This window comes from Mucilaginibacter sp. GW821-FHT07H05 (genome assembly GCF_059418485.1).
The window spans coordinates 440,787-455,563 of sequence record NZ_JBWKPY010000003.1; the positions used below are offsets into that span (position 1 = coordinate 440,787).

7 protein-coding genes are annotated in these 14,777 nt (G+C 43.5%); all 7 read right to left on the reverse strand.

Features of this window, described 5'->3' with window-relative positions; genetic code table 11:
- Positions 1–96: 96 nt before the first annotated feature.
- Positions 97–2,475, reverse strand: a complete 2,379-nt coding sequence (locus tag AC07M6_RS09605; RefSeq protein WP_494888822.1) for an ABC transporter permease — start codon at positions 2,473–2,475, stop codon at positions 97–99.
- Between the two features lie 108 nt (positions 2,476–2,583).
- Positions 2,584–4,944, reverse strand: a complete 2,361-nt coding sequence (locus AC07M6_RS09610; RefSeq protein WP_494888824.1) for an ABC transporter permease — start codon at positions 4,942–4,944, stop codon at positions 2,584–2,586.
- A gap of 107 nt (positions 4,945–5,051) precedes the next feature.
- A complete protein-coding gene (locus AC07M6_RS09615; protein WP_494888825.1) occupies positions 5,052–7,421 on the reverse strand; it encodes an ABC transporter permease in 2,370 nt (789 codons plus the stop codon).
- 106 nt (positions 7,422–7,527) lie between these two features.
- A complete protein-coding gene (locus AC07M6_RS09620) occupies positions 7,528–9,897 on the reverse strand; it encodes an ABC transporter permease (protein ID WP_494888826.1) in 2,370 nt (789 codons plus the stop codon).
- A 104-nt stretch (positions 9,898–10,001) separates the two neighbouring features.
- A complete protein-coding gene (locus tag AC07M6_RS09625) occupies positions 10,002–12,398 on the reverse strand; it encodes an ABC transporter permease (protein ID WP_494888827.1) in 2,397 nt (798 codons plus the stop codon).
- A 101-nt stretch (positions 12,399–12,499) separates the two neighbouring features.
- Positions 12,500–13,177: an ABC transporter ATP-binding protein gene (locus AC07M6_RS09630; RefSeq protein ID WP_494888828.1), complete on the reverse strand. Its 678-nt coding sequence runs from the start codon at positions 13,175–13,177 to the stop codon at positions 12,500–12,502.
- A 106-nt stretch (positions 13,178–13,283) separates the two neighbouring features.
- A complete protein-coding gene (locus tag AC07M6_RS09635) occupies positions 13,284–14,534 on the reverse strand; it encodes an efflux RND transporter periplasmic adaptor subunit (RefSeq protein ID WP_494888830.1) in 1,251 nt (416 codons plus the stop codon).
- Between the last annotated feature and the right edge of the window lie 243 nt (positions 14,535–14,777).

Genomic DNA, 14,777 nt, shown 5'->3' on the forward strand with positions numbered 1-14,777 from the left:
AACAGAAAGCGTACGGTTATGATACAATTCAAGTCCTAAGTCATTAGTCTGAAGTCTTTGAACTAATGACTTAAGACTTAGAACTTAAGACTCCCCCTACTCGCTTCGCAAACTCTTAACCGGGTTAGCCAATGCCGCTACAATCGACCGGTAACTCACCGTTATGCCCGCTATTATAAATGTCGATAAAATAGCCATCAGGAATATACCGGGGCCAATGCTTATCCGGTAGGTAAAATCCTGCAGGTAATTGTGCATGGCCCACCAGGCCAGCGGCGCGGCTATGGCAAACGCTATTAACAACAGGTAGGTAAACTCCTTACCAAATAGCCACAGTACGTTCAGTATGTTAGCGCCTAATACTTTACGCACCCCAATTTCTTTGGTTTTGCGTACTGCCATAAACGATACCAGTCCATAAAGGCCCAGGCAACCTATCAGAATAGCTATGCAGGCAAACGATTCGATCAGCTTTAGCTGGATATTATCCATCTCGTAAAACTTGGCAATAGTGTCGTCCAAAAACCGGTGCGAATAAAGTTCATCGGGGAAGGTACTATTCCATATTTTCTCTACCGATGCCAGTGTGGTTTTGGCATTACGCATATTAATTTTCAACGCTACGCTATGACACCTCTCCATACTGGGCATAATACATATCGGCGCAATTTCAGTATGGAACGAGTAATTGTAAAAATCCTTTACCACACCCACTATAGGGCCGGTTAATGTTTTGCCGTTAACGCCGATAGTTTTGTTGATCACATCCCCGGGTTTTAAACCAAGTTTGCGTACAAAGGTCTCATTCACCAAAAACTCGCGCGCGCTATCAGCCGGGAAGAAATTGCGGCCGGCCACCAGTTTAATATTAAAAGCCGACAGGTAATTCTCATCCGCCGATTTCATGTTAATACCCCAATGTTCCTCTTCAACACGATGGTCATAATTAACGCCCGTGGTGCTGTTTGATTGCGATGCCGGGGCCGCATAACAAAATGAAACTTTCTCTACTCCCTTTACCTCGTTAAACCGATTGCGTATGGTGCTGATAATAGCCTTATCGTTATTAGGCATGGGTAACATTACAACCGCGTCCTTAGTGAAACCAAGATCGGTGCTTTGCGAGTAATGCAGCTGCGCCACAACAATGATGGTACCAATGATCAGTACCTGCGATATGGCAAACTGCGTAACCACTAACACCCGGCGTAAGGAAAACCCGCCGATATCCTTTTGTGATAGCTTGCTTTTTAATGCCAAAATAGGCTGGAAACGTGCCAGTACCAAACCAGGGTACGAGCCCGATAAAAAAACCACCACCACGGTAGTAAGCGTAATAAATGCCCCCAGTTTCAGCCAGTCGAAACTCATTGTAGACGTAAACAGGTTATTAATGACCGGCAACGCCAACTCGGAAAGCCCGCAGGCAACAATTACGGCCACAACGGTAATAATAGCTGTTTCGGCAATAAACTGCCAGAATAGTTGGTGTGGCAAACTGCCCAATACCTTACGGATCCCAACTTCCTTCGAGCGGTTAAGGGCTTGCGCCGTAGCCAGGTTAACAAAATTAACACAGGCGGTAATAATGAGGAACAAGCCAATGAAGAACAGCGCCCACAGGTACTTTTTATCAGCATAGCCATCCAGTTCGGCATTGAAATGGATATCGTTAAGCGGCTGCAAAACAAAATGCCACACTTTTTGATCCCTTGTGCCTTTTAAGTTTTTTTTCACTAATTCGGCTAAAGCTTTATTGGCTTGTGCTGCGCTAACACCCGTTTTCAACAAAGTAAAAGCTTCGCTACCGCTGTAAACACCGCCCCAGGCCTTTTCAAGTCCGCCGGCATATTCTTTAAAATTGCCATATGATACATAGATCTCCTGTTTGCGGTCGGTATTGGCCGGCAGGTTTTTTAAAACACCGGTAACTGTAAAACTGATCTGGTTATCCAGGCGGATCACCTTGCCAATAGCCTCGCCAGTGCCAAAGTACTTAGTGGCTATCTTCTCGGTGATCAATGCCTGCCCCGGTTGCGACAGCAAGCCTTTTTTTTCACCTTTTATTAAAGGGAAATTAAGGATATCGAAATATTCTGGCTCGGTAAATGCAACACCCGTCTCTTCACGAAACTTTTTCACCTCGCTACCGCTGTTAAATGAGATCAGCGTCTTATTATAGCTAATGGTACGTGCTGTTTTTTCGCCCAGGGTATAATCTGAACGGAAGGCCTCGCCCACAGGCACTGGCACCGCGTTTGATTTATCTACTTTCTCATCGTGCCATTCGGTAGTGATCCGGTAGATCCTATCCGGGTTGTGATGAAAGTTATCAAAACTTAAATGATAAGTAATGAGTGTAAATATCAGTATGCCGCAGGCCATGCCCAAAGCCAAACCAATAACACTGATGCTTGCATAAGCCTTGTTGCGCTTTAAATTGCGCCAGGCAATTTTAATGTAGTTTTTTATCATAATTTTTCAAATTAGTCCGGAAGTCGGAAAAGACCGAAAGTCCGAAAGGTATTTGTGTATATATATTTTGCTTCCGGTCTTCCGACTTATGCGGACTTCCGGACTTTTCTATTCACTTCTTAAACTTTTAACAGGGTTAACAATTGCCGCTTTTACAGCCTGGTAACTGATGGTTAACAACGCGATCAGCATGGCACTGCCACCAGCCAGTACAAATACCCACCAATGTACTTCGGTACGATAGGCAAAGCCTTGTAGCCAATTATTAATGCCGTACCATGCTACAGGGGTGGCTATGATAACGGATAACAGTACCAGTATTAAAAAATCAAACGAAAGCATACGGGTGATATTGGCAACACTTGCTCCCAATACCTTGCGTACACCAATTTCGCGGGTACGTACCTGCGCGGTATAGGCCGCTAAACCCAACAGGCCCAGGCACGAAATAAATATGGCTATTCCGGCAAAATAAATAAACAGTATGCCCTCCTGCTGTTCGCCTTTGTAAAGCCGGTTAAAATCATCATCTAAAAAACTATAATTAAATGTAAAGTCGCTGTTGTAGGCTTTAAACTGTTTATTAGATGCAGCGATAGCCTTTTGTGCATCTTGCCCCGTGGTTTTAATATAAATTGAACCCAAATGGTCGGGGTTGTAATAAAATACAGCCGGGCCGATCTTCTCTTTCATGGATGAAAAGTGGAAGTCCTTAATAACCCCCATAATCACACCATCGGTTTTCCACATTTTAAAGCGTTTGCCTATGGGGTTCTTTAGTCCTAATTCTTTTACAGCCGTTTCATTTAGTATAAAGCGATTGGTATCGGCAACACTACCAGTAAACGCGCTGCCCAAAGTCATTTTCATTTTAAAAAAAGATACAAAGTCTTTATCAACCGCCATGGGGCGTACAATAAAGGTTTGGCCCGGTAATTTGCCTTCCCAATCGGTAGAGCCGGTGATATTGCCGAGGCTCACAATATTGCCCGATGCGCGTGTAACGGCCAGTACACCGGGTTGCTTTAACAATTCGGCTTTTACGGCTTCGTAATGCTTAAACATGCCCCCCATATTATAGGTAAGTACATGCGCCCTGTCATAACCCAATTGCTTAGTACGTATGTAATTCAGTTGCATGGTAATTACAATGGTACCGGCTATCAGCATAATGGAAAAGGCAAACTGCGTAACCACCAAAATTTTACGGAACAGCACATCGCCAATACTGTTGGAGATTTTACCTTTTAACGCTTTTAATGGTTGAAATGATGAAAGCAACAAAGCCGGATAAATGCTGGATGCTATTAAGGTGCCTGTAATAGTTAACAGGATAACCAGCCAAATATGATAATCAGCCGGATTAAATACCAGTTGCTTGCCCGATACCTGGTTAAATACCGGCATCAGCACATAAATAAGGGCGATGGCCAGTGTTGCTGCCAATACAAAAAGCAAGGCCGTTTCTACCATAAACTGCATAAACAGATGCGATTTAGCCGCGCCGATAATTTTGCGCATGCTGATCTCTTTAGCCCGCAGCATGGAGCGCGCGGTAGAAAGGTTAACATAATTAATGGCGGCAATTACCAATATCAATAAGGATATGATAATAAATACCCGTACTGTTTCGATACCCTTGTTACTGCCATCGGCATTATATAAGTGCATTTTGGCAAGCGGTAACAACAGGTAATCGGCATCAGTATCTTCGGCGCGGTGTTTAAGGTGCAGCTTGTTTAATTTTGCCGATAAGGCTTTTAATGATGTACCCGGTTTTAAAACCAGGTATGTATTGTACATATACTGGTTAAAATCATTATCTACATCGTTTTTCATATTAATCAGCTGCTGGCGCATAAAGCCCATGGGCATAATCATATCAGCTTTGATATCCGAGTTTTGGGGGAAATCGTTGATTACGCCGCTTACCTTGAAGTTTACTTTCTCATTTTTAGTTTCGATGGTTTTGCCCATGGCATCTTCATTGCCGAAATATTTACGGGCCGTGGTTTGTGTAATAATAATGGAGTTATTATCCGGAAAAGGGTGTTGCGCATCTCCTTTCGTAAGTTTAAAATCAAACACCGAAAAGAACGACGGATCGACAAATACCCCTACATTATCGCTGAATGATTTATCCTGGTATTTGTAAAGCGAAAAGAAAAAATTATTAGCTATACGTACCTGCTCGGTTACTTCGGGGAATTCCTGTTTAGCCAATGGCCCCATTGGCGCCACTGTGCTTTGCCATATCTGTTTACTGGCACCGGTGCCCCCAAAAAGCTCCATACGGTAAATATTTGGCGTTTGCTTATGGAAACTGTTAAAACTCAGTTCATCCTGTACCCATAGCAATATCAGTATACCTATGGTTAAGCCCAGGGTTAAGCCCGAAATATTGATAAACGAGTAGAACTTGTTTTTCAACAAGTTTCTCCATGCGGTTTTGATGTAGTTTCTTAACATAGCGCTTTTTTTAGTCCGGAAGTCGGAAAGACCGAAAGTCCGAAAGGTATTTGTGTGTATATATTCTGCTTCCGGACTTTCCGACTTATGCGGACTTCCGGACTTAGTTATTCACTCCTTAAACTCTTTACCGGGTTTGCGATAGCCGCTTTAACCGTTTGAAAACCAATTGTTAACAGGGCGATACCGATAGCAATTACCCCCGATAACAGGAATATCCAGCCGTTAACATTAATTTTATAAACAAAATTTTGTAGCCATTTATTAATAGCCCACCAGGCTATCGGCGATGCGATAACGATGGCGATTACTACCAGCTTTAAAAAATCTTTAGATACCAGGGCGATAATACCGGCCACACTTGCACCTAATACCTTACGGATACCTATCTCTTTTGTCATGATCTGCGCGGTGTAGGTAGCCAGCCCGAACAAGCCCAGGCAGGATATGATAATGGCTATTACCGAGAATACATTAAACAAGGTGCCGCTGCGCTGATCTGATTGATACAGCTTAGCATAATCATCATCCATAAAGCTATACTCAAACGGGAAGCCGGGGTTGTATTTATCCCATAAACGCGCGGTGGCTGCTATGGCCCGGGCCGCGTTTTTTCCGGTGGTTTTTACATAAAGCCGGTTGCCCTGTTGCTCGTAGTAAATTACGGCGGGTTCAATCCGCTCTTTAAATGATGCCGCGTTAAAATCCTTCACCACGCCTATTATCGTCCCCTCTGTTTCCTGAAACTTAAAGCGCTTACCAATGGGGTTTTTAATGCCGGTCATTTTTACAGCCGTCTCATTCAATATAAAATGCGCCGAATCTGCTTTCGAGGCGGTGAAATTATTCCCGGCCAGCATCTTCAGTTTCATTACCGGTATAAAGTTTTCATCGATACCAAAATGATGAATAATAAACTGGGTTGTTACATCCTTGCCATTCCAATCTACCCCGGCGGTGGTGTTGGTATTGTTTACCAGTTTATTATCGGCAGTAGTTACCGCCAAAATACCCGGTTGATTCTTTAGCTCGGCTTTTACGGCATCAATATGCTTGCGCATTTGCCCTACACGGAACGAGAAGACCTGCGACCTGTCATAACCCGGATTTTGCTCGCGGATGTATTTCAGCTGCCTGCCAATCACCAATGTAACAATGATCAACGTAACCGAAAATACAAACTGTGTGGTTACCAACATTTTGCGAAAGGTGGTATTACCAATACCCAATGATAATTTACCCTTTAAGGCTTTCAGCGGCTCAAAGGATGAAAGTAATAATGATGGATAAACCGATGATACAACCAAGGTACCAACGAAGGTGATCAGCACTATTTTCCAGATATTCAGATCAAGCAGGTTTAAGTGCAGGTGTTTGCCCGAAATATTATTATAATAGGGCAGCAATACCGCCATTACCATAAAGGCTAATACCAGCGACAGGCAAAAAAACAATACCGACTCTACTATAAACTGGCTGAACAACTGCTGTTTTTGCGCACCCACTATTTTACGGATGCTTACCTCCTTAGCCCGCAGCATAGAACGCGCGGTAGACAGGTTAACATAGTTGATACAGGCAATCAGCAAGGTAACAATCCCGATGATTAAAAAGATCCGCACCGTTTGCATCCCCGAATCTGTTCCATCGGCAGCGTATAAATGGATCTGTGAAATGGGTTGTAAACGATACGCGTTTTCTTTCACGCTTGCTTTAATGTGCGGCGCGTTCTTCATCTGTATGCGGATCAGTTTCTCACCCACCTGTTTTAAATCGGTACCCGGCTGCACTTCTAAAAAAGTTGTGTAGCCAAAGTTGCCCCAATCCGTATCCAGCGATTTCCAAAAATTCTTCCCGGTATACCATTTGGCGCAGATATTCATGCTGAACAGCATATTGTAATTAATGCTGGAATTATCCGGAAAATCGGCAATTACGCCGCTTACCGTATAATTATCTTTATGGTCTTGCTGGATAACTTTGCCTATGGCTTCATCGCTACCAAAATATTTGCGGGCGGTTGATTGGGTGATGATAACAGACTGATCAGTCGGGAACGGATTTTTCTTGTCGCCCTCAATCAGTTTAAAATCAAACAGTGTGAAAAAGGAGGGATCGGTATAGGCCTGGCTTTCTTCCTTTAATTGCTTGTCTTTGTAATTGTAGATACTGTTGCCTGCCGATGTTATACGTACCGCATGTATAACACCCGGTATTTCTTTTAATGCTACAGTAGCTACCGGCCCCTGCGTAGTGTTCCAGATCCTTTTGCTATCACCTGTGCCTAAGAAGGAGTTAACCTGGTATATCGTTTTTGTTTTGGTATGAAAGCTATCGAAACTCAATTCGTCCTGTACCCATAATAATATTAACATACCAATAGCCAAACCAATGGTAAGCCCAGCGATATTGACAACCGAATAAACCTTGCTTTTCAGCAGGTTGCGCCATGCAATTTTGATATAGTTTTTGATCATGTACTTAAAATTTAGTCCGGAAGTCGGGAAGACCAAAAGTCCGGATGATGATGCTTTTTATTCCTAACTTCCGGACTTTCCGACTTATGCGGACTTCCGGACTTTTCTATTCGCTCCTTAAACTCTTCACCGGGTTAGCTATTGCCGCTTTGATAGACTGGAAACTGATAGTTACCAAAGCAATTACAATGGCGGCCGCTCCGGCTGCTCCAAACACCCAAAAGGCTATACCAATGCGATACGGGTATTGCCTAAGCCAATCGTGCATAAAATAATACGCCAGCGGGAATGCCAGCACACACGAAACAATCACCAACTGTAAAAAATCCATAGATAGCAGCCTGGTTACACTGGATACACTGGCACCCAACACCTTGCGGATACCTATTTCTTTCGTTCTGCGCTCGGCGGTATAAGCCGCTAATCCAAATAAGCCAAGGCAGGATATAATAATAGCCAGCGCTGCAAATACCCGCGATAGTTTACTTACCAGCATTTCACCGGTAAATAATTTATTAAACTCGGTATCCACAAAGCGGTAATCGAACGGATATGCAGGATTATCTTTTTTCATTACGGCTTGTAAGGCATCAATTGCTTTTCCCACATCATGGCCCGGTTTGTAGCGGATGTACAAGTAGTTGGCGCGCTCGGGCGGCAGTCCCAAAAACACCACCGGGTCTGATTTACCATACATAAAACCATACACATAATCCTTTACCACACCAACTACCTTAACCGCAGTTCCGTTACCATCATGCCTGATAATTTTACCTATGGCGCTTCCCTTACCCATCAATTTTTCGAGGGATTGGGTTATTACTACACCCGATGTTACTGTGGTATCCAAAACCGTCAAATTGCGGCCTGATACCATATTCATACCTAATGTGGCCATAAATTCGGGGGTAACATACCGGCGCGATATTAATACCATCGCATTTGCAGGCTTGCCCTCCCAGGTATAGCCCGATGTATTATTTCCATCGTACAAGGTTGGATGATCCGTGAGGGCCACGTTCTCTACACGGCCAGTATTCAGCAAATCCTGCTTTATACGGCTAAAGTTTTTTACAATGGCGCCCTGCGCGTCCATCTCTATCAGGTTATCCCTGTTAAAGCCTAATTGTCTGTTTTTTATATGTTGTATTTGCTGGTAAACAATAATGGTGCAAATAATAAGTACAATAGATATCGTAAATTGTGTAACCACTAATCCCTTGCGGATAAATGCCGCGCCGCCATCTTTTAGCTTAATCCCCTTTAATACCGATACCGGGTTAAATGATGACAGATATAAAGATGGATAACTGCCCGCCACCAATCCGCAAACTATGGCGATAAGCAATACGCCTAAAATATGCGACGGGTTATTAAACCCAGCCGTTAACTGCTTTTCTACCAATGTATTAAAGGCTGGTAATAACAGTACTACTATCAATACAGCAATAACGGCTGAGAGCATTGCCATAAACAAAGCCTCGCCAATAAACTGCGCGATGAGCATTTTTTTACCGGCGCCAAGTACCTTACGCACACCTACCTCCCGTGCACGCTTTTCGCTGCGGGCGGTAGCCAGGTTCATAAAGTTAATACAGGCAATAAACAGGATGATCCACGCTATTATAGAGAACATACGGACACTCTGTATGCGGCCGCCACCGGTTTGCTTCCCATCTTTAAAAACATCGTACAGGTGCCAGTCCTTCATACCAAACAAAAACACATGACTAATTGCGCCCGGCAATTTTTTAGGTATAAAATTGTAAAGCTGTTTGTTTACCGTTTCCGGATCTACGCCCGGTTTTAGTTCGATATAAGTATGCAGCGAATTATTTCCCCAGTTTTGCAACCACGGACTGGCATCAAAAAACACTTTAAAAGGCATCAGCCATTCAAACTGAAAGGTTGAATTAGCCGGGTTATCTTTAATTACCCCGCCAATTACATAATCTTGCTTATTATCAACCCTGATGGTTTTACCTACGATATTTGTTTCGTTGCCGAAAAACTTTTTAGCCGTTGATTGGGTGATCACCAGCGAATGTACCTGCGCAAAAGCCGAGGCCGCGTTGCCTTGCACAAAAGGCATGGTAAACATGCTGAATATGGATGGCTCGGCATATTTACCGGTGGCATAAAATGCCCTGTCGCCCTGGGTAAACAAAAAGGTTTGCTCTTCACTGGTGCGGCAGATATTTGCTACGCCTGGCACCTCGGCCAGCACAGCAGGCCCCATCAATCCGGGTGTGGATGAGTGGGTGAAAATATGATCGGTATATTGTTGGTTTTCGCGGGCTATAAACAGCCGGTCCTTTTTTAGGTGAACATCATCAAAATTAAGCTCATCTTCAACCCATAAAAAAATAAAGGCCGCGCAGGCAATGCCAATAGCCAGGCCAAAAATATTCAAAAAGCTATAAGTCCTGTTTTTTAACAGGCTGCGAAATGCGGTTTTGATGTAGTTGCGTAACATGTTTAACTATTTAGTCCGGAAGTCGGAAAGACCGAAAGTCCGAAAGATATTATCTTAGATTCCTACCTCCGGACTTTCTGACTTATGCGGACTTCCGGACTTCTTTACTCACTCCTCAAACTTTTCACCGGGTTAGCTATAGCCGCTTTTACCGATTGGAAACTGATAGTTATCAATGCGATAAATACCGATAGCAATGCTACAAACACAAAGGTGAACCAGTTAATTTCAATTCTGTAGGCGTAATCCTGTAACCATTTATGCATGGCATACCAGGCTAATGGCCAGGCAATAATATTGGCTATTAAAACCAGTTTTACAAAATGGCCTGATAACAATAGCACAACGTTTTGTACCGATGCGCCTAATACTTTGCGTACCCCAATTTCCTTAACCCGTTTCTCGGCCGAGTAAGATGCCAGACCGAATAAGCCCAAACAGGATATCAGGATAGCCAAACCAGCCAGTATCCCTACAATTTTACTTACCTGGTTATCGGCACGGTATACTTCGGCAAAATGATCGTCCAGAAATTTGTATTCGAAAGGTTGATCGGGATTAATATTTCGCCATACCGACTGGATAAAAGCAAGCGCATCCGCCTGTTTACCGGCCTTTATTTTAACCGACATTTGGCCAAGGCCCCAGTCACTGTGATTGGAGAGAAACATGGTTTCAATTTTATAGTGCAGCGAGTTGAAGTTGAAATTTTTAGCGATACCTACTATTGTCCCTAACGAATCGAAACCAAACCGTTTCCCAATCAGCGATTCGGTTTTTACATGCGGCAGGTCCTTTAATAATTCTTTAGCCAGTGCTTCGTTAATGATGTATTGCCTCCCAATGGCCGATTTTTCAGGTGAAAAGTCGTTTCCGGCAGCCAGTTTAATATTATACAGTTTTAGATAATCATAATCAACAATCAATCGCGTAGTGGCTAATTCGCGCAGGGGCTCGTTACCGTATCTAAAACTTACGCCCGACTGATCCAGGTGGCTGCCCAATAAATCTTGTGCGCCTGTAACACCTGAAATAAGGGTGTTACCTGATAGTTGTTGTTTCAGCAGGTCATAGTTTTTACGTGCCGAGTTGTCCAGCGGGATGGTTACAATCTGGTCGCGGGTAAAGCCGGGATCCTTTTGCTGCATAAAGCGTAACTGCTTCACTACAAAAATGGTGGCTATCATCAGGAATACCGCGCTGGCAAACTGACCGACAACTAAGATGTTGCGGAAATTGCCTTTATTCTTTCCCGTTTCAACCGAGCCTTTTAACACTTTAACAGGTTGATATGACGAAAGGAACACAGCCGGATAAATACCGGATAACACACCAACTAAAACCGTCCCGCCAATAATAGCCAGTATAAAACCAACATGATGGAATAATGGCGAGCTGATATCGCGCTGGCTTAATTCATTTACATAAGGCAGTGTGCACACCACAATAATCAACGCGAATATCAATGCTATAAGCGATAACAAAACCGTCTCGCCCAGAAACTGCAGCGATAGTTGGAACCTTTGCGCCCCTATTGATTTACGGATACCCACCTCTTTTGCGCGCTCGGCAGAACGCGCGGTAGAAAGGTTCATGAAATTGATACAGGCAATTATTAAAACAATAATGGCAATTATGGCGAACAGGTTGGTGGCGTTTTTATCAAATTTTTGAAAGTTGAGATAATCCAAACCGATATCCTGGGCATTTGCATGGATATCTTTTAGTGGCAGTATAAACAATTCGTAATGTTTCCAACCATCACCATCCATGTGTTTTTTAAGATAAGCCGGGAATTTTTTTTCCAGCGCCGCGATATTGGCTTTCGGGTCTATTTCAAAATAAGTATCCAGCCAGTTGCCGCCCCAGCTATTCATCCATGGTTTATAAATGGTACGGAACGAAAACAGCCCATCAAACTGCATTTGCGAGTTTTTAGGCACATTCTCCAGTATCCCGGTAACCGCATAGCTGGTGGTATCGCTGCCGTAATGGGTAATGGATTTACCAATAGGGTTTTCATCGCCAAAAAGTTTTTTAGCTGTTTCTGCCGTAAGCACAACGGTATTGGGTTTTTCTAAAGCCGCCAGTCTGTCGCCACTGATCAGTTTAAAATCGAACATTTTCAAAAATGTCGAATCGACAAAAAACACTTGCGGCAAAAACAGTTTCTTATCAGCATAAGTAACCTGGAACTTATTATTCCATTTTACACGGGTAAAGTTTTTGATCTCGGGGAAGTCACTTTTAATAGTTGGCCCCATGGGATACATGGATAAGCCTACTTTTTGAGAGGCCACCATTCCGGGGAATTTCTGCACCTCGTTTAACCGGTAAATGTTTTTAGTATGGAAATTATCAAAGCTTTTCTCGTAGAAAACGAACAGCATGATCATGATACAGGCAGCCATACCTACCGATAGGCCCGCTATGTTAATACCCGAAAAAACTTTGTTTTTCCACAGGCTTCGCCAGGCAATTTTGATGTAGTTTTTAAGCATAGACAAGGCGTTTAATCTTTCATTTGGCCCGTTCCTTTTCGCGGAAACGGGCCTCAGAAAGCACTTTAATTAACTGATATAAATTTTAGGTTGGCTGCGTATTATATCATGATGTTTTCCATCACAGTCTGCCCATCCAGTAAACGGATAATGCGGTGACTGTAGCGGGCATCATGTTCAGAGTGGGTTACCATGATAATGGTTGTCCCCTGTTCGTTCAGGTCGGTCAGCAATTCCATTACATCGTTACCGTTGCTGCTGTCCAGGTTGCCTGTAGGCTCATCCGCCAGTATCAGTTTTGGGTTGTTCACTACCGCGCGGGCAATAGCCACACGCTGTTGCTGGCCGCCCGATAACTGCTGCGGATAATGGTTGCGGCGGTGCATGATCTGCATTTTATCCAACACCGCTTCTACCCTTTTTACCCGCTCGGCGGCAGGAACACCGGTGTAGATCAATGGCAGCTCTACGTTTTCAAAAACGGTCAGCTCATCAATCAGGTTAAAGCTTTGAAATACAAACCCGATGTTATGCTTGCGCAGATCGGCGCGTTTGCGCTCGTTAAAATCGGCCACCTCAATATCATTAAACAGGTAGCTGCCGCCATCCGGGTCGTCCAGCAAACCCAAAATGTTCAGCAAGGTTGATTTACCGCAACCCGAAGGGCCCATTATAGCCACAAACTCCCCTTTTTTAACTTCCATGGATAGCTTGTTTAAAGCAATGGTTTCTACTTCTTCGGTACGATAGAATTTCTCAAGATTTGTAATTTTTATCATTTGGCCTCCCAAAACCCATCAGGGCTTATTTATTTTTTATTGTGATTGTTTACTAATTATATCTGTTTTACATTCAATATTCCCCCTTTAGGGGGTCAGGGGGTGCTTATTTAAGCACCAGTTCCTGTATATCCCCGTAGTTTTCATAGCTGCTGGTAATTACCTTGTCGCCTGGTTTTAAGCCCTGCAGCACCTCAAAATAATCAGGGTTTTGGCGGCTCAACTGTATATCCACGCGGTAAGCTGTTTTACCATCGGCACTTAGTTTAAAGATCCAGTTACCACCTGTTTGCTGGAAGAAACCACCACGTGGTACCAATATAGCCTGCGTTTCATCGCTCAGTGCCAGGGTTATTTGTAAAGTTTGGCCACGGCGTATACCTTCGGGCACTTTGCCCACAAACTGCATATCTACCTGGAACTTGCTATTGGTTATCTGCGCATAAACTTTTTTTACAACCAGTTTATAGGTTTTATCGCTTAAAGTAAAGGTGCCCGGGATACCCACATATACCTGCTGTAAATAATGTTCGTCAATATCTACCCGCACCTTGTAGCCGGTTATCACATCTATCTGGCCCAGGTTAGCGCCTTTTGCTTTATTTTGCCCTATCTCCGCATCCAGCGATGTTAATTGCCCGTCAACAGGCGCACGTATGGTCAGGTCGTCCACTTTTTTGCGCATCAGTTGCAGGGTGCTTTTCATGTGGGCATATTGCTCTTTAGATTGCTGTTCCTGCTGCCTGCTCATGGTAGTGTCTTGTGACAGGATCTGCTTGGTCAGCTTTTCACGGCGCAGCTGGTAATTATAATCATTCTCCGATTTCTTAAATTCCTGCAGGCCAATCGCTTTTTGATCGTACAAATGTTTGTTTAGTTTATATACGCGTTCGGCTTCTTTAAAGGCATTGTCTACATCGGCCATTTGGTTTAGTTTACCAATAGTGCCCTGCATTTGCGCGGTATGCGAGATCTGCATCTGGGTTAACTCGGCAAACACGGCGGTTTCCTGATTGGCCAGGCTCAATTCCAGATCGGTATTAGATAACTTCAGTATCGGCTCGCCCTTTTTCATCATGGCGCCATCCTCAACAAACCTTTTCTCAACACGTCCGCCTTCGGCAGCATCTATATAAATGGTAGCAACAGGCATTACAATACCGTTTTCGGGTATGGTAACCTGGAAAGGGCCTTTATGTACTTCACTAACAGTAATGCGTTCTAATTCTACATTCAGTTTGCTTTTGCCCACCATTGATGTGTACAGGAAGTACGCTACAACCAAAGCAACTGCAATTCCGCAAACGAGCATGATCCGTTTGCTATCCCATGTTTTTTTCTCAATTTTTCTGTCCACGTAATTTTAGCTATTTTGGTATAGGCTAATACAATCCCATGCCACAAATTAATTAATTGTTTATCAGCATATTATACAACACAGGCAAGTGTACGGCGTTCGCTTCTGTTACATCAGGTGTACGATTATGATACAGTGTAATTTGCACTTAATAAATAAAAATACTGTTTATCAGTTAGTTGACAATATGGGTATCAAATTGGTATGTAAGGTATTATAATATTTGATGGTGATTTAACCACA

Bases quoted from the DNA above. Each gene is read 5' to 3' on its own strand.
- AC07M6_RS09605 (WP_494888822.1), bottom strand. From the start codon at position 2,475: ATGATAAAAAACTACATTAAAATTGCCTGGCGCAATTTAAAGCGCAAC.
- AC07M6_RS09610 (WP_494888824.1), bottom strand. From the start codon at position 4,944: ATGTTAAGAAACTACATCAAAACCGCATGGAGAAACTTGTTGAAAAAC.
- AC07M6_RS09615 (WP_494888825.1), bottom strand. From the start codon at position 7,421: ATGATCAAAAACTATATCAAAATTGCATGGCGCAACCTGCTGAAAAGC.
- AC07M6_RS09620 (WP_494888826.1), bottom strand. From the start codon at position 9,897: ATGTTACGCAACTACATCAAAACCGCATTTCGCAGCCTGTTAAAAAAC.
- AC07M6_RS09625 (WP_494888827.1), bottom strand. From the start codon at position 12,398: ATGCTTAAAAACTACATCAAAATTGCCTGGCGAAGCCTGTGGAAAAAC.
- AC07M6_RS09630 (WP_494888828.1), bottom strand. From the start codon at position 13,177: ATGATAAAAATTACAAATCTTGAGAAATTCTATCGTACCGAAGAAGTA.